This window comes from Nocardioides oceani, from assembly GCF_030412965.1.
Lineage (GTDB): Bacteria > Actinomycetota > Actinomycetes > Propionibacteriales > Nocardioidaceae > Nocardioides > Nocardioides oceani.
On record NZ_JAUHJQ010000001.1, the window covers coordinates 941,414 to 962,441 of the forward strand.

Sequence of the window (21,028 nt, forward strand, 5' to 3'; positions counted from 1 at the left end):
ACTGGCTTCGCCGTCGTCACGAGACCCGAGTCCTGGCCCGGAACGACCGGCGAGACGCTTACGCGACGTTCCTCTCCGCAGCCTCGGCAGCGCTCGCGCCGATCGCGGCGAGCCGCAACGAGTTCCAGCGCCAGATCATGCCCCCGGACTTCTGGCCCGAGCGCTCGGAGAAGGCCCTCATGTCGGCTCAGGAGGCGCTCACGCGCTCGGCGTCGGGGTCGCGCGGGTCTACCTGGTCGCTCCGGCGACACCCACGGGGCGGCCGTGGGCATGCAGGCCGCCATCAAGAAGTACATGTTCAAAGACGAAAAGGGCATGGCCGAGGCCCTAGCAGAGGCGCAGGAGGAGTTCATGAGGCTTAGCCCGGCGCGATCTCGGGTGAGCCTGCTGACTGTCTGGTACGATCCCCTCAGGAAGTCGGAGCCATGGGTTCCGCTGGTTCACGACCAGGACTTTCACAGAAAAGGGTTGACCCGGGTTCGAGTCCCGGCCCACGCTTCGCGCTGGTGTAGCTCAATGGGACAGAGCCCCCTCGTTTCTTTCTCAGCTCCACCTCGGCAGGGTCCAGAAGCCGAGGCGTCGAGCGGCCGCTTGGAGGTCCTGCTCCGTCACGGAGGCCGCGCCGTAGTTCTGACGGGCGTAGCCGACCAGGCCCCTCCGCCAGGCACTGGAGTTCTTCACCTTCGAGGTGACGGAGGCGAAGTCCTCGACCAACATCTTGGCCCACTCCGCGGAGGTGAGTTCGCCCGCCAGCGCGGCGTTGACCTCGCGCCCGAGCCGCTTCGTCACAGCGAAGGCCGTGAAGATGTGCTCGGCCGTCAGAACGAGGCGCCCGTTCTGCTCGACGTCCTCCGGCGGGAGGCCTTGGTTAAGGCGCTGCCAGCCGCTCCGCGCGTTGGCGTCCATGTCAGCGACCGCGTCCCTCAACTCCTGGCTGACACCGCCGCCCTCGTGGGTGATGCAGTTGCGCATCTCGCGCAGGACGTGGAACGACTGCATCCACTCGGGCGGCTCGGCCGCGCCGCAGGTGTCGAACAGGACCGTGTGCATGTTCCAGGCCCTGACGCGCTTGCCGCCCGTGACCAGCGTGCGGCCCTCGTTCTTGAGGAGGCCCAGCATCGAGACGACGAAGTCTTCGTGGGTCGCCAGGGCGTAGGGCACGGCAACGGACGCGATGTGGTGATCGGCGTTGTAGAGCAGGCCTCGGGCGGCGTCGCTGCGCAGGTCGAAGCGCTCGATGTGGGGCACCGCGGGGAAGAGCTGCTTCAGCGTGGCCGTGGACCCGGCCGTCAGCGACAGCGTGTGCGCGGCGAGCCGTGACCCGGCCAACAGCGCCATCATGGCGTCGTTGACTTCAACCCGGCTCGCCACGTACGTCCGGTACTCGGGGTAGAGGATCTCGGGCACGCCTCTACTTACCACTTTGATCGGGCGCGGCGCGTTGGTTTCGGCGTCGGGTTCCGCGCCCCCGAGCGAGCCCGCGGCGCTTGCGCTCGGTCGGCGCACCCACGGTCGGAACGAAGAGAAGACTCTCGTCGCCCACCTCCACACCAGAACCGACCTTACGCAAGACCGCGTTCCACGCGGCCGGACTCAGGCCCTCGTCGCCCGTGGCGATCTGACGAACTCTGGGTCAACGGCCCCTGCCAGCGTGCGCCCTGGCGATCGCGGGTCCGAGCCCGGCATAGGATCCCGCCAACGGGCCAATCAACGAAGCGCCCGCGAACCGACGGCTGGGAGGCAGGGATGGCCAGGTCAGTACCCAGCCTGCTCGACCAGATCGAGGTTGGGGCGCTCGATGGCCATGCACCCCTTGCCGACGTGCTGCGCAAGTGCGTGGCTCTCGGTGGACGCGCCGCCTCCGCCGAGCTACGTGACTGGGCACGCCGCGAGCTCGACGGCTACGGCGACGGCGCCGTCGAGCTGCCGGCCTACAGGATGGTGCGCGCAGCCGTCTGCATCGACGGAGCGGATCTCGCCAAGATGGTTCGAGGTCAACAACTCTCCCGTTGGGAGATCCCTGAGTTCGCCCGCGAGACGATCACCGACGAGGCACCCATCCCCTACGGCGTTGCAGAGCTTGAGAAACTCGCAGCCAGCTCAGACACCCTGCATCTGCAGCACCCCGGGATGCCGGACCTAATCACATACATGAACTCGCAAGCCCCGTACGGGACGAGTTATCAGTCGATGTACTGGGCGGTCGCCCCGACAAGCATCCACGGGATCCTCGACATCATCCGGACCAACCTGGTAGCGCTCGTCGCAGAGATGAGGGCTGTCGGCGTAGAAGACCTGCCGAGCGCCGAGGCCGCCAACCAGGCCGTCAACGTCGTCATCAATGGCGCGAAGCGCAGCCCGATCACCATCAACACCAACCAGGCGAGCGGCCCTGACCCGGGCGTCAGTCAGACAATCACCAGCACTCCTTCTGGCACCGAGACGTCGAGGATGCCCGCATGGATCCGGGGGCCTTGGGGATTCGCAGTCGGAGCGGCGACGATCGTCGCTGGAATCACCGGAACGGCGGTATGGCTGGACTGGAGTCCATTCGGCTAGTCCTAGAGCCAGGCGTTTGACGTTCTGGGCAGGTAGCTAGGTTTTCGTGCCACCACGGCCCTGGCTACGTCTCGACGACAACGGCGGGACTAATCTGCTGGGCCACCGGCGTGTAGATGTCCACCTCGGGAGCCTCGATGCTCACCACCAGCGAGTATTCGACGCCCAGCTCGCTCTGGTCGTACGCGCGCCGATTCTTCCACCAGCCAGCTACTGGATAAATTGCGATTGAACCCTTGCTCGCCAGATCAACGGCTGATCCCGTCCAGATGTCGGTGTGGAGGGAGCCGGCCGCTTGTTGCTGGCTTGCTCCAAAGAGCCAGCCCGCTTCGGTCTCGAGTGTCGGGGGCCGGTCCCCATCGATGCGGGCGCGGGTGTTGATTCGTCGACGGAACGACTCGACGCTGTCCTCGGGCCGACGCATTGCGAACCGGAGCCCATGCGAGGGGTAGACATACCGTCCGGTCCAGCCCCGGCTGGAGGGGTTCGGCTCTATGAAGTACGACAGCGTGACTCTGAGACGCACCTGTGCGTTCCCGAGCGCTTCCAATTCGTCCTTGGGCCAGGGCAGCTCGTGCAGGTTCATCTCTCGAGTCTTGCCGTCTGCGGCGTTGCCCTCACGCTCGTAGGGGTGAATCCTTGCTTCAGCGATCAGGGTCAACGCATCAGCCGCGCTCCGGAGTGCGCGAGTGCGGTCCGGCACGCCCATACCGTATCGGCGAAGGAGGCTGGCCAACTCAGTCTTGTTCCCAGCGCGTTCGGCGTGCGCACGCATCGCGGGCGTCCACTCAGCGGAATGAACAACGAGCGCCCGGATCGTCTCGGGACGGAGTCCGGGATAGGCCGCTTGTATATCCGCCGCAAGCGCCGCGACCTGGGCTGTGGCGGCAGAGGTGTCGCGTGTTGTGGTGAAGAATCCCTCGCCTGGCCGCTGCAGACGTGTGGTGAGCAGAGCGAGGTTCTCGGGCGTGTCGACGCTGGTCCCGTCCGCGGAGGCCGCGACGTTCCCACCGTCGGCGACGACGTCAGGCTTGAATGGCCACTTCTTTCGGTCGAAAACCACCGAGGTTCTGCTGACCGGCGACAGATCACCGCGGGGCGCGATAGGCACATATCCGGCGAATGGCTCCGGCGCACCGGCCATGTCGTCCACCGCGGAGTAAGCGCCGACCGTCAGGGCGTTCCAAGACTGGGCGGGGTCCTCGACCGGCTCGAGATCACTTCGCTCAAGGTGGTCATCAGACGCGTTGAGATCACGGATGTTGCCTGCCGAGATCACGAACAGCCGCGGCCGACGTTCTTCGTCACGATCCAAATAGGTGAGCCGCGGGTCGGTATCGTCGATGGCTCGTCCGAATGCGAGGGCATCGACGGCTGCCGACCACGAAGTTGGACGTCCGGCCTCCCGGCGCTGGCCATGTGGATCGGCATCCTCTTGCGGTGCCGGTGACGTTGCAGTCACGGCAAGCATGAATACTCTGGACCGTCCAGCAGCTTGGATCTCGGGCCGGTCCACGGCCCGGGCCGTTACGCCGCCGTACAGGTCGGGATGGTTGCTTCCGGTGTCAGGGAAGAACTTGACTGATTCCAGTCGATGCCGCAGGGCTACAGGTTGCGCACCTGCGAGCGCGCCTTGGAGATCGCCGTACAGCGCCAGCCCAGCCATCTCGGTGCCGTGCCCGTGGACGGGCTCAACCTGCCATTGCGGATCCGCTACGTGGGCGTCGGCCGTAGACAGCGAGTCGGCGAGCAGTGGGTGTCCGCTCTGCACCCCTGTGTCCAAGATGCACACCGCGGGGGCACTCGGCGCGGCTGCCTGGAGGCGTTCGCGCAGTTCGGAGACCCATTCGGCCTGTTCAAAAGCCGGGAGGCTCGTCAGCAGGTTGGCGATGTCGTGGGGGCGGCGAAGCTCGGCTAGGTCGTCGATCGATTCGAACAACTCAGCCAGCTGGTCGGCTGACGCCTGAAGGAGCACCACCGTCCGATCGGCGAAGCCGAGGTAGTGATCACTGGTCGCAAGACCGTGCTCCGCGGCGAACGCGGCGAACCGCTGACGTTCGCCGCCCTCGCGGCTGCGCAGCCAGACCTCCCACCAAATCGGAGTGGTGTGATCGCTTGGGAACTGGTCTTCGGGATCGGTCCACAACTCTCGGATCGTCGCCCGGCGAACGGATCGGATACCTTCAACGAGCGCCGCATGCCTTGCCCGGTCTTCCGATGCCGTGTCGACATAGCGCGACAACCGGTCCAGGAAGTACTGCTTCTTCCCATCCGGGATGAACACGGTGGCGATTTGAACGAGTCCTGACGCGTTGGTCTCCTCACGCACCGAGACGAGTTCGGGGTGCTCCCCGGTTGCGCGCGGGTCCAAGCTTTCGAGGGCAAGTTCGAGGCCCGGAAACGACACGAATGCCACGTAGGTGCCTTCGCGGTCAACGTCATCCGCTGGGGTCGAGAGTGCCTGCTCGAGTTCGCGCTTCAGCCGTCGACCATGAGCACCGCGGTCACCCGAGAAGCCCTCAGCGTCGCTTCCCCCACCTGATGAGGCAAGGGTAAAGGGCTCTGAGGCACCCCCGTCCGAGACCACCAAGTGCGGCCGATCGCGTTCCGCCATGATCCCTAGGTTGTCGCCACGCGGTGTGCGCTTGGTCGTGGCCGGTCGTTCAGGGCAGCGACGAGATCGTCGGTGCGGATCTGAGTACGGCCCGATAGGACGGTTCGCTTCGCGGCGTTCTCGGCCGCGATCGCGATCTCCGCATGGCTAAGGCCCTCAGCGGCAGCTGTAACGCGCTTCCAGCTGAGGTTGCCGATCCGGAAGGCGGCGAGTCGATTGCGGATGACTGCTTGCACGCTCTGCTCGTCGGGAAGGGCGAAGTCCATCACAGTGTCGAACCGCCGAAGCAGGGCGTTGTCCAACAGTTGAGGGTGGTTCGTCGCGGCGATGATGATGCTGTCGGACGGATCCTCCTCGAGAAACTGGAGGAAGGAGTTCAGCACCCTGCGGATCTCTCCCACATCGTTCGCGGCAGCTCGATCGCCCGCGAGCGCGTCTACTTCATCGAAGAGATACACGCCTCGTGTCTCGACCAGGGCGTCAAAGATGAGGCGAAGCTTGGCCGCGGTCTCCCCCATGAACTTGGTGATGATGGTGTCCAGCCGGATCGCGAACAACGGCAATCCGAGCTCGCCCGCAATGACACGGGCCGTGGACGTTTTGCCCGTACCCGGCGGTCCGATGAGCAACATCCGCCGCACGGGAGTCAGTCCGTGGCGTGAGAGTACGTCGCGCTGCCGTTGTTCGTGGAGGACGTGGCGGAGACGTCGCGAAAGGTCTTGGGAAAGAACCAGGTCGGCGACACGCGCCGTGGGATAGGAGACCGTCAGCAGCGACGCCAGCTCGCCCCGTGGCTGCGACACCGGCACAACGGATGCGACACGCGAAGACTCCGGTTCTCGTTTCCGGAGCGCGTCGACCATGTCACGTAGTTCCTGCGCGAACTTGTCCTGCCCGGACCGGGCCGCCTTCGCCGCAACCTGCATTGCGACCGAGTAGAACTGGGAGTCGTCGCGGTCGGCATGACTCTTCACGAGCGCCTTGAACTGATCGTTGGTGGCCACGGACGACCCTCCCTTCTACCCTCGCAGACCCGTCTTGGGCAGATCGCGTTTGAGTCTATCGGCCATGTTCGGAGTGGCGTGGCGCAACGCCCCCGATTCGCACCCTCAGAGGGTCCCGCCGTTTGTCCGTCCAGTAAGCCAGGACCATCCGACAAGTCTTCGCCGCCACTCACCCCCTCGCGGCCGCCGACGGGCTAGCCAGCACGCCACCTCCTTCCGACGGGTAGCGGCTCTGGTGTCTGAGCGAGCGGGGTTAATCCAACCGCCGGAGCGTGTAGCGGGAGTCTAGGGGTCTTGAGTGGCGTCACTACCGAGGTGGCCCCCATGCACAGCCGTCTCCCCTTAGCTCGCGCAACTGGACCGCTTGCCGCGCGGGAGCGGCATAGCCGCGGAAGCTGACGCTCGCTACAAAAGTCTCCGCCAAGTGATCGCTGGGCAGGACTCGGATGACTTAGGTGACTGAGACGCCGAACCCCAGGCGACTGAGGAGGCCCAACGCCGAAGCGGCGGCGACAACCGAACACCTGAAGCCGAGCCCACCGTACTGCCGCGCGGTCCGAAATGGACAAAGCCCCGGATCCGAGGACCCGGGGCCAGCCACTGACGTGCGCGAGGGGGGAGTTGAACCGGAGGACCACCACTCTCGATCACGCACGAACAGCCGTCCTGAGCGTGAAACCGAGATCCCGTTGCCTCCGGTTCGCTCCCGTTACCTCGGGGGCGTGCGCCCCAGGGGTGCACCAGCCAGCGTTCTTCAGTTACGTCAGCATCAAGTGCTCGATACCTACCCTATGCGCATGCGCCTCTTGCAGTTGGGGCATAGGACAAATGCGTCCGGCGCAACACCGTGCAAAAGTCCGGCTCGTCCACTTCCTTCGAGACGGTCGACCCACATGAGGGTATCTCCGCATGGACAAGCGCGGACACGGTTCGCGAGGCGGTGGTCGACGCGCTGAAGAGCTTGGCCTCTCGCCGTTCCTGTCCGGCCGTGCAGCAGCGGCCACGGCCACGCGCTGAGCAACGCAACCTGGTCGTCCATAGAGGACCAGTCTCCCGCTCGGCGAACCGGACGGAAAGCCCTGTTATCCACAGCCCGCCGTCGGCGGCGTCACGGGCGCCGGGGAGATCCGCGAGACTCATGCCTGCTGCATCTCTCGGGAGGAAGGCATCTGATGGACGGCGACGACCATCTTGGCGATCTGTCCCGGGTCGATACCCATCTCGGTGCAGGCGCCGTAGAAGGCGAGGTAGTTGGCGATGAGCGGGTCATGACCTCGAAGTGGATCTCGAAGGCACGCTTGTGGAACTGGCGCGCCTTGCGGAGCGCCGAGCTCCGGAAGCTGCAGCGACCGCAGGTCGACCGACTGCAGGTGCGTCCACCAGGAGTCGACCTCCGCGCGGCGCTCGGCCCAGATGCCCTCGGAGTTCTTGAGGAAGCGGGCAGGTTCTGCATCATCCGGCGCGCCCGTTCGCCGATCTCCCACTCGTCCGTCACGTCGACCGCGGCGGCGTAGGTGTGCGTCCCGACGATCCGCTGGTGATTCCGCGCCCGGGCGGCAGCGGCAGCGACTCCGCTACCAGCTGGGTCCCCAGGAGTAGCCGTCCTCGTTCCAGATCAGCCCCATCGGGGTCAGGCCCCGGGGCCAGTGGAAGTCGAGGAACCAGAACCGCTCCTCGTCGGACTTGTCGAAGGTCCGGAACGGCTCGACCGGCCAGCCTGCATGGTCCAGGGCCGGCTCGAAGCCGGGGTACCACTCATCCGCCACGAACTCGTCGACGGGGACAACGGTGGCCATGGGCGGCTCTCCTACGTCTCACGGACGCGGTGTGAGAAAGGTCGCATCGCACGCACCGTGACTCAAGCGCCGCGTTCGCGACAGGAGAACGTCCCCGAAAGCCGAACCCGGTTCATCCGGCTGGGTGGGCGGCCCGGTTCCACCAGCGGGTCGTGCCCGCGAGCAACCCGCGATCAGCGCGGCGCCGGAGCCAGCTGCCGCGTCAGGGTGTCGATGACGGTGTCGGCAGCCACCTGGCGGCCGGCTCGCGGCCCCAGCGTCTCCTCCAACCGCGCCGCGAGCGGGGCGAGGTCGGCTGGCCGCTCGAGGCCGCCGACCCAGGGCGGGGTGTCGGGGTGGACGAGCGCACCGGAGAGCACGGGGTCGACCGCGTCCACGAGGTCGCCGTATTCAGTTCGCCCCAGCCTACGTCTCGAGCCCGATCCTCTGGGTGACGAGACCTCAGATCTCGGGGAAGTCGAAAGGCGAGATGGCTCCAAGAGGCGTTCGTCAGCACGGCGGCGCAGCGATGGCAGAAACAACAGTCAAGGTCGATGGACCTGGGAATGCCTGGACTTCCCCAAGCACAGAGCCTCGGCGGTCTTGCTCGCGTGCTGCATTTGCTGACTTGCCTACGATTGGTCACCCATCCCTGAGAGTTCGCCCGCTGCTTTGCGCATCTGAGAGATGGCATGGTCTTCGTCGCTGGGGAGTGTCGCGGCGAGCTCATTCACCCGTCGCCAGCGGTCGAACGTCGCTCCGTCGCTACGGCCGGCCGCAGCGAGAGCCGACCACGTGTCCGCGCAGCGCAGGAGCGCGGCTCCGGCCTTCGCCATCTCAGCGGACTCCGTTAGCCGCGCCACGTCGGCACAGAACTGTGCCTGCAACCGGCGGAACAGGCCGCCGCCGGTCCCTGCCTTCTCAACAAAGGCGTGGAGTGAACGCAGCGCGACGTCCAGTTGCGCTTCGGGCATCAGCCCCGGCCACCGGTCGACATCCTTGGCGAATACCGCGACTCCACTGATCCCCGCAGCAGCAACGGCATCCGGCGGGAGCGCCGACGTATCCGGGATAATCGCGGTTACCGCAGCTTGCATGTTGTCGACCGAGGCGGCGAGGGCCGAAGCGGCGGTCGGGCGCAGATCGGGCAGGTTCTGGGGCCAGTGCACGAAGTACGTCGTGTGCCTGGTGGGCACGGGGAATGACCGTGACGCGCGCGCCCGCGCAAGAGCCTCGTAGGGGACTTCCTGCACCTCGGCTCGGTCGTTGTCCACCACGAAAGCCGTCTCGGTCCTGTCGTCGTAACCGATCACGACGATGTCATGCCGACTCATCTGAAGGCGGACATTGAGGTAGGGCAACTCAGCAATGTCCGCCCACATCAGCACGGGACGGCCTTGTTGGAGTTCTCTGCGGACCCAGCCCCAACCGGTCACGGGGTCGTCGGTGCCACGGACGTCGACCTCTGCACCCAGCCTCGAAAGAAGGTCGACCTCGAGGTCGCTGCTACGCCCCACAAGATAGATCGGCGGGGCGAGCCCGGGTACCCGGAGGTAGGTGAAACCCAGACCACCGCCCATCCCAAAGACCAGACCTTCGCTGGGTACCTCTTCCCAGCCGAGACCGGCCCACTCCAGGAGGTCTCTCAGCGCTCCGGAACCGCAATGACCGGCCTCACGGTGGGGATAGTCCAGCAGGATCCGCCGCGGCTCCGGCTGTCGGGGCAGGAACTCAACTGACATGGCAACTCCTGGATCGGTTCGCAGCGCTCTGTGCGTACGCCGGTGGCTCGGGCGCGATGGGTTCCGCGACTCTACATTTCGCTGAGGCTTCGCAGGGGCTCGCGGTCGACGGCGGTCGTGACGGCTGGTGCAAGGTCACGATTCGAGGGAGAGGAACCGGACGGCGACTTCGGAGATTTTGCGCGCCGTCGCGGTCCGGTCCCACTTGGGCAGCGCCAGATGACTGACCGTCAGGCGCACCATGGTGTCGGCCGCGTCGATGACGTCGTCTGGGGGAAGACTCGGGTAGCTCTCCGCCACCCATCCGGCGAGGGTGTCGGAGGCGAGGTCGAGAAGCCGCGCGGATGTCGTGAGCAGCGGGAGCATCCCCGTGGACGCCTGACTGCCCGCATCCAGGTCGCGGTTGGAGATGAGCACCGCCTTGAGCAGGGGGCTGCGCTCGGCCTCGTCCAAGGTGTAGTCGACGGCTGCAGCGATGCCGCGTTTCGCATCGCCGATGTGTGCCTCCAGCGCCTTCTGGATGCCCTCCAGGAAGCGCGAGGCCTCCCGAAGTACGACGGCTTCTCCGAGGCCGGCCTTGTCACCGAACTCCTTGTAGAGCGCCGCTCGCGACACCCCGGCACGATCCGCCACCTCCCCCATGCGGACCCGGTCCCAGCCGCGGTCGACGATCAGGTCGTGGGCAGCCTCGAGGACAGCGGCGCGCATGTGCTCCCTGAACCGTTCGCGCATGGACGGTGCCCGCATGACAGAGAGGTTACTGATTCGTGTTGCGCGGCCGACTCGCGTCACTGACCTGGACACGCCCGCACGCTACCTAGCGTGCTCGTCGGCCAGTTGGTCGACCATGGCCGCGAGGGTGTCCTGAAGCCTCTGCACCCCTACAGTCACTGCCGTGGCCCTCGGCAACTCTCGGAGGTCCTCGAGTGGCACCGGGTCCCCGACCAACAGGGTGACCGGACGGCGACGGCCCAGCACCACCCTCCCTTCGTAGGCTGGCACGATCGCCTGCACGCCCCATTGAGCAACGGGAATCAATGGAGCTGACGTCTCCAGCGCGATGCGAACAGCACCCGACCTGAGCGTCATCAGACGCCCATCCGGTCGCTTCGTGATCGATCCTTCCGGGTAGACGACGAGAAGAGCGCCACGCTCCACGGCTTCGACCGCGGCACGGATCCCAGCTCGGCCGTCGGACCGATCGACCTCGACGTGGCCGGCCGACCGGAACCACCAGCCGACTGCTCTACTGTGAAACAGGCTCGCCTTGGCCATGAACCGGGGGGTCCGGCCCTGGGCGAGGATCATCTCCCCCAAGAAGAGCGGGTCGGCCTGGGAGACATGGTTGGCGGCCAGCACCGCGCCTCCCGACCCGGGCAGGCGTTCGGTGCGGCGCCAGTCCGCTCTCCTGCCCAGCAGCAGCAGCGGTTTGCAGACGAGCAGCGCCAGCCACCACGCAGGCCCGCGGGCGTCTCCGGGGACGGGTCTCACGCCCTCGGACCGACCCGAGTCACGCAAGTCCGGAACGATAGGCAGGACTCGCATCGCCGTCCAGACCGTCGACCTCCAAGCCATCCTTGCTCACCTCGGCGGGCGATGGCTCGGTGGTGACCACGACCAGCGGTTACTGCGGCTTCTCACACCGCCACCTCCGCTGTCAGTGCGGCCATGTCGACCGCGGTCCCCTGGGTGAGCATGCGTTTGGTGGTCATGAAGTCTCGGGGACGGTTGACACAGTCAGCGGCTATCGGCTCGCCCTTCCGGAGGTAGTAGCAGGTGAAGTCGCGGTCACGGGTCGGGGCACCGCTCACGACGATGTCGTCGTAGCCGGTGTTGAGTCCCGCGATCTGGAGCTTGAGGTCGTACTGGTCCGACCAGAACCACGGGAGCGCCGCCACCTCCTTGTCCTTTCCACAGATGGTCGCTGCTGCCACCTTGGCCTGCTCCACTGCGCTCGGGACCGACTCCAGCCTGATTCGTCGGCCGTAGCGGGGGATGTCCTGCGACGTGCAGTCCCCGGCCGCCACGATGTCAGGGTCACTGGTGCGGGCGTGGGCGTCGATGAGGATCCCGTCGTCCACGGCCAGGCCGGCTGCCTCGGCGAGCTCGGTGGTCGGCTCGATACCGATCCCGACGATCACAAAATCGGCTCGGACCGATTCGCCGCTGGCCAGGACCACCTCTCGCAGGCGGGTGTCGCCGACCAGGGCCTCGACCGAGGCGTTCGTCCTCACGTCGACGCCCTCTTCTTGGTGGATCCGCGTGAAGAAGGCCGACACCTCAGGGGCGGTGACCCGCTCGAGGACCCGGTCTGCGGCCTCGAGGACCGTGACGTGGAGGCCCGACGAGCGCAGCGAGGCGGCGGTCTCCAGCCCGATGTACCCACCACCCACGATGACGGCGTTGCGTCCGGGGATCGCGTCCTCGCGGATCCGCTCCACGTCCGACGACCGACGCAGGTAGTGCACCCCGTCGAGGTCGGCACCCTCGGCGCGGAGACGTCGCGGGTGCGCTCCCGTGCACAGAGCAAGAGCGTCATAGGACAGGCGGTCCCCGGTGCCGAGCACGAGCTCGCCCGCCGACCGGTCGATCTCCTGCACGCTGGCAGTCACGCGCTCGACGTCCTGCTTGACGTAGAAGTCCTCCGACCGGATGGCCAGCTCCTTCAGCGAGCACTTCCCGGCCAGATATGCCTTCGACAACGGAGGCCTTTGGTACGGCAGCGCCGACTCGTCACCGACCAGCACGATGTCACCCGACCAACCCTCCTGGCGGAGGCTGGTGACCAGCTGCACCCCGGCATGGCTGGCGCCGACCACCACCGCGCGCTCCGAACTCATCCGGGGTCCTTGGGGGTGAGCTCGACCATCAGCTTGCTGATGCCGCGAACGAAGTTGGACTGCACGTACTGCGGCTCCCCGACCACATCGATCCTCTCGAAGCGCGGGAGCAGCTCCTCCCAGAGGATCCGCAGCTGCAGCTCGGCCAGCCGGTTGCCCATGCACCGATGCACGCCGAAGCCGAAAGCAATGTGGTTGCGGGCGTTGGGCCGGTCGATGATGAGCTCGTCCGGTCGCTCGAACACCGTCTCGTCGCGGTTGCCCGACGCGTACCACATGACCACCTTGTCGCCCTTGCGGATGAACTGGCCGTTCAGCATGGTGTCGGTCTTGGCGATCCGCCGCATGTACGCAAGGGGGGTCTGCCAGCGGATGATCTCAGAGACCATGTTCGGGATCAGGTCCGGGTTGGCCTTGAGCTTCTCGAACTGGTCGGGGTACTGGTTCAGCGCGAGAACTCCGCCGCTCATCGAGTTGCGTGTGGTGTCGTTGCCGCCCACGATCAGCAGAACGAAGTTGCCGATGAACTCCATCGGACGCTTGATCAGGTCCTTGGTGCCCTCATCGCTCTGCAGCATTGTGACCAGGTCGAACCCGGGCTCTTCGCCGGCCGCGAGCCGGGCGGCCTTGTCGTGCCAGAGTTCAGTGAGTCCTCGCGCCATCTCGAGCATGCCGCGGAACAGCTCGTCGTTGTCGGTAGTGGCGGGGCCGCCGTTGGTCTGCTCCATCGAGGTTGCCAGGTCCGACCACTCGACGAGCTTGTGCCGCTCCTCGAAGGGGAAGTCAAGCAGCGTGGCCAGCATGCGGGCGGTCAGCTCGATCGACACCGTGCTCACCCAGTCGAACGGTTCGTTGACGGGCAGGTTGTCCAGGACGTCCCTGACGCGCTCGCGAATGAGGTCCTCCATCTCATGGAGGTTCTTCGGCGCGACGACACCTTGGACGGCGCGACGCTGTATGTCGTGTTTGGGCGGGTCCATGGCGATGAACATCGCGACGTCCATGAACCGCGGGGGTGTTCCGATGACGATGAGAGGCTCGGCGGAGAAGACCTCGTGGTTCTTGTCCACCGCCATGATGTCGGCGTGACGCGTCACCGACCAGAACGGGCCGAAGGGACTGTGGGGCTGGTAGTGGACCGGAGCCTCGTTGCGCAGACGTTCGAAGTAGGACGCCCACCGCCCCTGTCGGTAGAGGAACGGGTTGCTGAGGTCGATGTCGGCGAGGGGGACCTCTTCGACCGGCGGGATCGGGGCCTCGACGAACATCGGCCCGTTCGCGCCGGTGAGCCACCGCCGGCCCTTGTCGTAGAGGCGCGCGCCCTGGATCTGTCGCTCCAGGGGGATGGCGGACTCGACCTTCGTCTTCACTGTTTCTGGGATCTTCACTTCTGGGAACTTCATCTGGCTTGACCTCCTGCTACATCTGGAACTCGGGCAACTGCACGGTCAAGCCGTCCCACGATTCGCAGACCTTGACTTGGCACGACAGGCGAGACGTCGGCTGTCGCTCGGGGTTCATCGACAGCATCTCCTCCTCCTCGGTACCCGACCGGCCGACCTTGTCGGCCCAGGCGGGATCAACGATCACATGGCAGGTGCCGCAGGCGGCCTCGCCGCCGCAGTCGGCATCAATGCCCGGGATGGCGTTGTTCGTCGCCACCTGCATCAGCGAGCTGCCCTCCTCAAGCGGAGCCTCGTGCTGCTCCCCGTCGTGCGACATGAAGGTGACCACTGCCATCGACAATTCTCCTGCCTTTGCCTACCGGATGGACGTTTCGGTGATGATTGTTGTCGACGGACCGCTGGCAAAGCCATGTCGTATCGTGTCAGTATGTTGTGAATTCGGATCACGTGAGGGCTGCCTGTGTGGACAGACGAGCCAGGCGTCCCGTCGCTGGCCTTCGTGCAGCTGCTGAGCAGTCCGGCGATCGACGAGGACGCCGTCGAGCGTTTTCGCGTCATCATGGCGCGCGAGGGAACCGGTGAGCTGGCTCTCATCCAGACCCAGGGCGAGGCACCGCTGCGGTGGTTCCGCGAGGTCTATCCCGACCTCGACGTCGAGCAGGCCACCCGGCTCGGGATCGCCTGCGCAGAACAGGCGCAGCTCACGTCCTTCGGACCGTTGAGTGTCCCGTTGGTCAGCGCGTGCACCGTCGCAGAGGTCGTGGAGCTGCTGACCTACCTGCCCTTGATCACCAAAGCGGTCACCACGCAGTTCCATCCGCGGCAGGACGACCTGACGATCAGGCTGTTGGGGAACGCAGGCGACCCCGATCTCGACTGTCTGGTCGTCACTTACTGCGGACTGGCACTCATGCGGTTGATCGACCTGCTGGTCGGCGAGCCGTCGGAGGCGACCATGCACAGCCACTGGCCGGAGCCGAGCGGGCTACCCCGAGAGGCCGAGAGCCGGTCCCGACTCGAGTTCGACGCCCCCTTCTCCTACCTGCACATGCCCGCGAGGACGCTTCGTGCTGCCTGCCGCTTCCCCGACCCGATCACCTACGGACTCGCCGTCACCGAGCTCCAGCAGGCGCTCGCGCGCCGAGCCGGCACCCCGGAGTTCGCCCGCAGGGTCCGGGCGTTGCTCGACGACGGGCCCGGGGCGAGGACGATCCAGTCCGTCGCAAACGAGTTCTCGATGTCCTCGAGCACCCTGAAGCGCCGCCTCGCCGCTGAGGGGACCAGTTTCCGGGAGCTGCTGCAGCAGTCGATGGTCGACCGCGCCAGGAAGCGGCTTCTCGACCCCTCCACGTCGGTCAGCGAGGTCGCCAACGAGCTCGGCTACAGCGATCTCACCAACTTCTCGCACGCCTTCAAGAGATGGACCGGCAGCTCACCGAGCCACTTCCGAGGTGAGCACGAGCACCGATGAGGCGAGAGTGCTCAGTCCGAGCTCACCGACGGGTTCACGGCTGCATGCTCGGTGGCCTCCCCGGTGTCGGCAGGAGCAGCGAAGGTGTCGTCCGCAACCCCTAAGCCGGGGGTCATGCGGCCGTAGGCCTGGTCGAGGGCCGTCAGGGTCCGGTCCAGCGAGAGGTCGTCGAAGCTGTCGAAGTCCATCGGGGCACGTCGAAGCTCTCGCACAGCTCGCCATTGAAGGCCGGCGTCGCCTTCAACCATCGGTCGTCGAGGTGGACGCTGCAGTACCCCGTGGTACACGAACAGGTCCGCGCCACCCATGAGGGCCCGCAAGTTGTCGGTCCGCAGGTGGTTGAGGAAGTCGGCGAAGCCCACCCGGGCAGGGATGCCCACGGCCCGCAGCGCTGCGGTCAGCAGCACCGGCCTTGGGAACGCTGTAGGCGCGGCCTGCCTCGAGCACGTAGCTGGCCCGGTAGTGCTCAGGGTCTCGGGGCACCGAATGGGGGTCGTACCAGACTCTGTCCCGGACCGCTGCGAAGAGCAGGCTCGCCCGCTCACGCGGCGTCGATGCGCCGGCGACCACCTGCTGCGTGAAGTCGCGCACCGCAGCGCTGTCGTGATCGAGGAAGAAGGCCGACTCAAGGTGCGGTCCCGCCGTCGGCGTCATCGCCACCGCCAGGTGGTCGTCGGCCTTCCCGACCTCGACGACCATGCGTCGGCCTCCTCTTCCCAACGCGGCTGCGCACAGTGCGCGCCGTCCACACGCTGGAGCGGTCCTCATCGGACGCTCAAGTAGCTGTCGTCGTCGAAGCCGAGCCCGACGCTGTCAGCGAGATTGCGCGGGTCAACCACACCTGGTGTGCGATCCGGGCGACGACCTCGTCGTGCGACTCGTCGTGGTAGTCGAGCCAACAGATGGTCCCAGCATCGACCGGGTGCCCATCAGCCCCGCCATGACGCCGTCCCGGAAGGTCGACCTCGGGGTTGCGCAGGTACGCCCGACGCGGCGGCCACCAACTCCCCCGGAACCGCGTGCGCCCCAAGCCTGGCCCGACGCATCTCCCTGTTCTGCTGGCGCACTGCCATGAAGCGATCGAGGGTCGGATGCTCGGCCGCCCAACCGAGTGCAGCCCCGATGGCACCCGGATGATGGCAGGGCCGGTGCCACTGACCTGCATCGCGGGCCGAAGGGTGGTCGATGACCTGGTCCGCCGCGCACCGCAGCACCTCGCCGACGAGATCTTCCTTGCTGCGAAGTGGCGGTAGACGTGGGGCCGCGCATGCCTGCGCGTTCGGCGATCTGAGCGGTGCCGACCCCGGCGCCGTGATCCTCGATCGCGTCAGCCGCCGCCACTAGCTGTTCGCGCCGCGGACCTCGATGGGAGACGAGTCGAGATGACTCGGCGATCGGCTTGGAATGCTTAAGCTGTGGAGCGGGGATCGTCGGCGGTGGTGTTCGCGTATTGCGTTCGCCGACCGGCCACGATCGGTCACCCACCCCGGAGTTCGCCCGCAGCAGTGCGCATCTGGGAGATGGCATGGTGCTCGTCGCTGGTGAGAGTCGCGGCGAGTTCATTGACGTGTCGCCAGCGAGCGAGCGTCGATCCGTCGCTACGGCCGGCGGCAGCCAGAGCCGACCATGTGGCCGCGCAGCGCAGGAGCGCAGTTTCAGCCTTCGCCATCTCAGCGGACCGCGTTCGCCGCGCCACGTCGGCACAGAACTGCGCCTGCAACCGGCGGAACAGGCCGCCGCCGGTCCCTGCCTTCTCCACGAAGGCGTGGAGAGAGCGCAGCGCGACGTCCAACTCAGGTTCGGGCATGAGTTCCGGCCACCGGCCGACATCTTCCGCGAAGACCCCGATTCCATCGATCCCGGCACCAGCAACGGCATCCGGCGGCAGCACCGAGGTGTCCGGGATGATCGCGGTCGCCGCCGCTTGCATGTTCTCGACGGAGGCGACGAGGGCCGAAGCCGCGGTCGGGCGGAGATCCGGCAGGACCTGGGGCCAGTTCACGAAGTAGGTCGTGTGCCTGGTGGGCACGGGGAAGGATCGTGACGCGCGCGCCCGCGCAAGCGCATCGTAGGGGACCTCCTGCACCTCGGCTCGGTCGTTGTCAACCACGAAAGCGGTCTGGGTCTCGTCGTCGTAACCGATCACGACGATGTCGTGCCGACTCATCTGGAGGCGGACATTCAGGTAGGGCAACTCAGCGATGTCTGCCCACATCAGCACGGGACGACCTTGTCGTAGTTCCCCACGGACCCAACCCCAACCGGTGGCGGGGTCGTCGGTGTGCCGGACGTCGACCTCTGCACCCAGCCTGGCAAGAAGATCCACCTCAAGGTCACTGCTACGCCCGACGACGTAGATGGGCGGGGTGAGACCAGGCACCCGCAGATAGGTGAAGCCGAGCCCACCGCCCATTCCGAAGACCAGACCTTCGCTCGGCACCTCCTCCCAGCCCAGGCCGGCCCACTCCAAGAGGTCTCTCAGCGCTCCGGACCCGCAATGACCTGCCTGACGGTGGGGATAGTCCAGCAGCACTCGACGCGGCTCCGGCCGAAGCGCAGCGACCTCAACTGACATGGGAACTCCTGGAGTAGTCGGAGCACTCTGCGCGAGCGTGTGCCCGTCAAACGGTGGGCGCGAATCTACATGCATTCATGCACGCATGTAGACTCAGGCTGTGCCGCTGAAGCTAGGACGACAAGAAGACCGCTCGGCTGCTACCCGTCGGGCATTGCTGGACGCGACGGTCACATGCCTTGCCGAGCTCGGCTATACGGGGACAACCAGCGCCGCGGTCGCGGCTCGAGCGGGCCTTTCTCGCGGCGCGCAGCTGCACCACTTCGGGACACGCGACCAGTTGGTCGTGGCGGCGGTTGAGCACTTGGCGCAGCAGCGCCTGCGCCGCGTCCGAGAGCAGATGGCCCAGCTCGAGCTCCGTGACGCCGAGGACGGGGGGGCGACCGACCACAGGAGGCGAGGGACGGCGCTCCGCCTGCTATCAGATGCGCTGTCGGGGCCCTTGTATGCGGCGAGCCTCGAACTGTGGGTGGCCGCCCGCGCTCACGAAGAGCTGCGGGCAGAGTTGGTCCCCACCGAAGACCGCGTGAACGCGGAGCTCGCCGAGATGTGCCGCACCTACGTCACACAGGACCCCATCGAAATCCGACTCACCCTGGATCTCCTTCTCGGTCGAGGGGTTAGCGGTCTGCTCGCTCCTCATTCCCATGAACGGCAGAGCGAAGTCTTGGCTGCCTGGGCGCAGCGCCTCCAGGGCGGTCCTCGTGGCTGACATGCAAGCGCTGCTGGCCATGTGGGCGGAGAAGTTCACCGTCTACCCGGACGGGGCTGAACTCCCGACTCACCACGACCACTGCCTGGGGTGCGGCCCGAACAATCCCCATGGGCACCACCTCCGGGCCCTGCGGCACGGGGATGGTGTGCAGGCTTGGCACACGTTCGACAATCGTCACGTAGGCGCACCGGGCATTGTCCATGGCGGCGCAGTCGCCACCGTTGTCGATGACCTTTACGGTTGCCTGCTTTTCCTCGAAGGAGGCCCTGCCGTCACCCGCCAACTGACGATCGAGTATTTGGCACCGGTACTCATCGGAGCGGAGTACCGACTCCAGGCCGATGTCGTCCGGCGCGAAGGGCGCAAGCTGTTCGTCGCTGCCCGTGCAACCGAGCCAGCCGGTCGCGCGGTCATCACTTCTACGGCCGTGTTCGTGAAAGTGTCTGTCGAGCACTTCGCTCAGGGCAGTCCACCTGGCGTGCCTGCGGATTGACCGCGCCCGTCCTTGCAGGGCCGCCTCGGGCCATCGCTCGCGGCCTGCGGCCTGCGCCTCCAATCCGGGCATCCGCTGACGCTCACACCCGGGATCGGGACCACTCGAGCGGCTCGCCAATCCGGCCCCGACCCCGGGCCGTCGGCTGACGAGGTCAGTTGTGCAGATGGACGCCATGTTTGTACTCTCGGTACAAGCCCAGCACAGCGAAGGGATCCACGTCGGTGCGTACTGTCCCGGCTCACACGGCGGTCAAACTCAGCGTCGCAGCGGAGCTGTTCGCCGATCACGGTGTCGAGCAGACCAAGATCGAGGACATCGCTGCTGCCACTGGGATTCCCAAGGCGACGTTGTACTACTACTTCGCCGGCAAGGAGGAGATCCTTGCCTTTCTGTTCCGCGACACCTTGAACCGCGTTGCGGATGAGGTGGCCATCGCCGTCGAGTCGGAAGGGTCGGCAGCGGCCCGGCTCGCCGAGGTGATTCGAGCGCAGTTGCGGGTGATGGCGGAGCAGCCGGCGATCTGCCGGGCTTTGGTGGGTGAGCTAGGACGTGCGGGCCGTATCCCTGAGATCGCAGCGATGATTCATGCGGCCTACTACCAGCCCGTACAGTCGCTGATCGAGGACGGCGTGACTGAGGGCTCGCTGCGGCAGGTGCCCGATCCGGAGTCGGGTGCCATGGCGGTCTTCGGTGCGGTCACCATCAGCGCCCTGTCCTACCTTGTCACCGACCAGGCCCTGGACCAGGAGCGCATCGCGAGCGCCGTGACGACCCTGGTCCTCGACGGCCTGCGGCTGCGTCAGCGCTGACCCCGACCGCGCGGCCGCAAGCGACGGTGCCGGTCCCGACAGACGAGGATCTTACGACGTGCTCAACCAAGCCCTGCCGATCTGGGCAGTCCGCGTACTGGCCGCTGTCCTCGCACTGGCACTGTTCGTCCTCACCGTTGCGGTCGCCCTGCTGCTGCCGCACATCCCCCGGCTGGTGCGGGCGGCCTCCGACATGCCGGCGGCCCTAGAAGTGGTTGACCGAGCGCCGGACACCCTGGACCAGGTAGAGAGGATCGACCGCAATGTCGAGAGCCTCACTCCCCCTGTGGCCACCGCGACCGAGGACCTCTCCGCGGTCGCGCCGCACATCGAAACCCTCGCCGGCCAGATCAACCAACTCTTGGATGACCTGGCGGCCCTGCAGCGGACCTCCAAGCCGCTCGGCGAGGCCGCCCCCAAGATCGCGGCCCTCTCCGGGCAGCTCGAGGGCCTCCAGACCTCGCTACGTCGGCTCGATCGCGACCTCGTCGAGCCACTGACGGAGGTGAGGAGGCCGATGCGGAGGCTCGCAGACACCGCGGGGCCACTCCCCGAGAGCCTGGAACGTCTCAACCGGAGCACCGCCGTGCTCGAGCAGCTACCCGGGTACTTCGACCGACTGCAGCGAATCCTCATACGTGTCGCGCGGCATGTGCGAAATCTCGATGAGAAGACAGGCCCGAACCTCTGGTGATCCGGGTGGCCGAGCGCTACCCACTCGTGACGGACTTACGTGCATGCACGACGGCATGTAGCGTGCTGCCATCCGGACGCTTCTCTCTTCCCGTTCGCGTCCGTTGGGGGTGACCCAATGAACCGCGGGCCTGTCTGGCAGCCAATGGCGGACCTGCTCTCCGACGTGGTGTGGCATGCGGCGTGGTGGCTCTATGGCGGAATGGTGGCCTTCGGGAGTTGCTGGTGGTTCGGATGTGGCGGCTACCGCGAGTGGCAGCAATGGGAGCGTGACTGGCTTGAGCGGCGCGAGCAGCGACGAAGGAGCCGTATCGACAGAGACATCGCGC

At 66.5% G+C, this 21,028-nt stretch carries 20 protein-coding genes and 2 pseudogenes; 6 read left to right on the forward strand and 16 right to left on the reverse strand.

Annotated elements, in window-relative coordinates; genetic code table 11:
• Nucleotides 1–58 precede the first annotated feature (58 nt).
• Both QWY28_RS04515 and QWY28_RS04520 read right to left on the reverse strand, forming a co-directional pair.
• The gene (locus QWY28_RS04515; RefSeq protein WP_268234014.1) at nt 59–181 is read right to left on the reverse strand and encodes a hypothetical protein; all 123 of its coding nucleotides are present in this window, start codon (nt 179–181) and stop codon (nt 59–61) included.
• 362 nt (nt 182–543) lie between these two features.
• A complete protein-coding gene (locus QWY28_RS04520) occupies nt 544–1,407 on the reverse strand; it encodes a hypothetical protein (RefSeq protein WP_300951114.1) in 864 nt (287 codons plus the stop codon).
• Nucleotides 1,408–1,746: 339 nt separating this feature from the next.
• Here QWY28_RS04520 and QWY28_RS04525 point away from each other — a divergent pair, with 339 nt between their 5' ends.
• Nucleotides 1,747–2,559, forward strand: a complete 813-nt coding sequence (locus QWY28_RS04525; RefSeq protein ID WP_135831144.1) for an AbiTii domain-containing protein — start codon at nt 1,747–1,749, stop codon at nt 2,557–2,559.
• A gap of 64 nt (nt 2,560–2,623) precedes the next feature.
• Here QWY28_RS04525 and QWY28_RS04530 read toward each other — a convergent pair whose 3' ends face one another.
• The 11 genes and pseudogenes from QWY28_RS04530 to QWY28_RS04580 form a co-directional block, all read right to left on the reverse strand.
• Entirely contained in the window at nt 2,624–5,173 is a 2,550-nt protein-coding gene (locus QWY28_RS04530) for a S8 family peptidase (protein WP_188420857.1), read from the reverse strand.
• 5 nt (nt 5,174–5,178) lie between these two features.
• Nucleotides 5,179–6,177 (reverse strand): AAA family ATPase, encoded by a 999-nt coding sequence (locus QWY28_RS04535; protein WP_300951115.1) that lies wholly within the window; start codon nt 6,175–6,177, stop codon nt 5,179–5,181.
• A gap of 1,136 nt (nt 6,178–7,313) precedes the next feature.
• Nucleotides 7,314–7,661 carry a hypothetical protein gene (locus tag QWY28_RS04540; RefSeq protein ID WP_300951116.1) on the reverse strand — a complete coding sequence of 116 codons (348 nt, stop codon included), beginning with the start codon at nt 7,659–7,661 and terminating at the stop codon, nt 7,314–7,316.
• A gap of 90 nt (nt 7,662–7,751) precedes the next feature.
• Nucleotides 7,752–7,973, reverse strand: a complete 222-nt coding sequence (locus tag QWY28_RS04545) for a hypothetical protein (RefSeq protein WP_179516885.1) — start codon at nt 7,971–7,973, stop codon at nt 7,752–7,754.
• A 173-nt stretch (nt 7,974–8,146) separates the two neighbouring features.
• Complete coding sequence (locus tag QWY28_RS04550; RefSeq protein WP_300951117.1) at nt 8,147–8,350, reverse strand: hypothetical protein; 204 nt, start codon at nt 8,348–8,350, stop codon at nt 8,147–8,149.
• A 234-nt stretch (nt 8,351–8,584) separates the two neighbouring features.
• Nucleotides 8,585–9,694 (reverse strand): BtrH N-terminal domain-containing protein, encoded by a 1,110-nt coding sequence (locus QWY28_RS04555; RefSeq protein ID WP_300951118.1) that lies wholly within the window; start codon nt 9,692–9,694, stop codon nt 8,585–8,587.
• A gap of 135 nt (nt 9,695–9,829) precedes the next feature.
• Nucleotides 9,830–10,441, reverse strand: coding sequence for a TetR/AcrR family transcriptional regulator (locus QWY28_RS04560; protein WP_300951119.1), 612 nt, complete (start codon nt 10,439–10,441; stop codon nt 9,830–9,832).
• 66 nt (nt 10,442–10,507) lie between these two features.
• On the reverse strand, nt 10,508–11,212 hold the full coding sequence (locus QWY28_RS04565) for a lysophospholipid acyltransferase family protein (RefSeq protein WP_300951120.1): 705 nt from the start codon (nt 11,210–11,212) through the stop codon (nt 10,508–10,510).
• A 119-nt stretch (nt 11,213–11,331) separates the two neighbouring features.
• Complete coding sequence (locus QWY28_RS04570) at nt 11,332–12,534, reverse strand: NAD(P)/FAD-dependent oxidoreductase (protein ID WP_300951121.1); 1,203 nt, start codon at nt 12,532–12,534, stop codon at nt 11,332–11,334.
• Nucleotides 12,535–12,545: 11 nt separating this feature from the next.
• A pseudogene (locus QWY28_RS04575) lies at nt 12,546–13,922 on the reverse strand (cytochrome P450); the annotation flags it as partial.
• A 31-nt stretch (nt 13,923–13,953) separates the two neighbouring features.
• On the reverse strand, nt 13,954–14,274 hold the full coding sequence (locus QWY28_RS04580) for a 2Fe-2S iron-sulfur cluster-binding protein (RefSeq protein WP_300951122.1): 321 nt from the start codon (nt 14,272–14,274) through the stop codon (nt 13,954–13,956).
• A 165-nt stretch (nt 14,275–14,439) separates the two neighbouring features.
• Here QWY28_RS04580 and QWY28_RS04585 point away from each other — a divergent pair, with 165 nt between their 5' ends.
• A complete protein-coding gene (locus tag QWY28_RS04585) occupies nt 14,440–15,411 on the forward strand; it encodes a helix-turn-helix domain-containing protein (RefSeq protein WP_300951123.1) in 972 nt (323 codons plus the stop codon).
• An 11-nt stretch (nt 15,412–15,422) separates the two neighbouring features.
• Here the strand turns inward: QWY28_RS04585 and QWY28_RS04590 are convergent, their stop codons facing one another.
• The 3 genes and pseudogenes from QWY28_RS04590 to QWY28_RS04600 form a co-directional block, all read right to left on the reverse strand.
• Nucleotides 15,423–15,818, reverse strand: coding sequence for a hypothetical protein (locus QWY28_RS04590; RefSeq protein WP_246284552.1), 396 nt, complete (start codon nt 15,816–15,818; stop codon nt 15,423–15,425).
• Nucleotides 15,819–15,876: 58 nt separating this feature from the next.
• Nucleotides 15,877–16,179: pseudogene (locus tag QWY28_RS24395) on the reverse strand (hypothetical protein); the annotation flags it as partial.
• 709 nt (nt 16,180–16,888) lie between these two features.
• A complete protein-coding gene (locus QWY28_RS04600; RefSeq protein WP_068124011.1) occupies nt 16,889–17,986 on the reverse strand; it encodes a BtrH N-terminal domain-containing protein in 1,098 nt (365 codons plus the stop codon).
• Nucleotides 17,987–18,086: 100 nt separating this feature from the next.
• On the opposite strand from QWY28_RS04600, the gene QWY28_RS04605 reads away from it, so the two are divergent.
• From QWY28_RS04605 to QWY28_RS04620, 4 genes are all read left to right on the forward strand, one after another.
• Nucleotides 18,087–18,698 (forward strand): TetR/AcrR family transcriptional regulator, encoded by a 612-nt coding sequence (locus tag QWY28_RS04605; RefSeq protein WP_179516878.1) that lies wholly within the window; start codon nt 18,087–18,089, stop codon nt 18,696–18,698.
• A 1-nt stretch (nt 18,699) separates the two neighbouring features.
• Nucleotides 18,700–19,194 (forward strand): PaaI family thioesterase, encoded by a 495-nt coding sequence (locus QWY28_RS04610; RefSeq protein ID WP_179519313.1) that lies wholly within the window; start codon nt 18,700–18,702, stop codon nt 19,192–19,194.
• 224 nt (nt 19,195–19,418) lie between these two features.
• Nucleotides 19,419–20,006 (forward strand): TetR/AcrR family transcriptional regulator, encoded by a 588-nt coding sequence (locus QWY28_RS04615; RefSeq protein ID WP_068124016.1) that lies wholly within the window; start codon nt 19,419–19,421, stop codon nt 20,004–20,006.
• 58 nt (nt 20,007–20,064) lie between these two features.
• Nucleotides 20,065–20,700, forward strand: coding sequence for a hypothetical protein (locus QWY28_RS04620; RefSeq protein ID WP_179516877.1), 636 nt, complete (start codon nt 20,065–20,067; stop codon nt 20,698–20,700).
• The last annotated feature ends 328 nt before the right edge of the window (nt 20,701–21,028 follow it).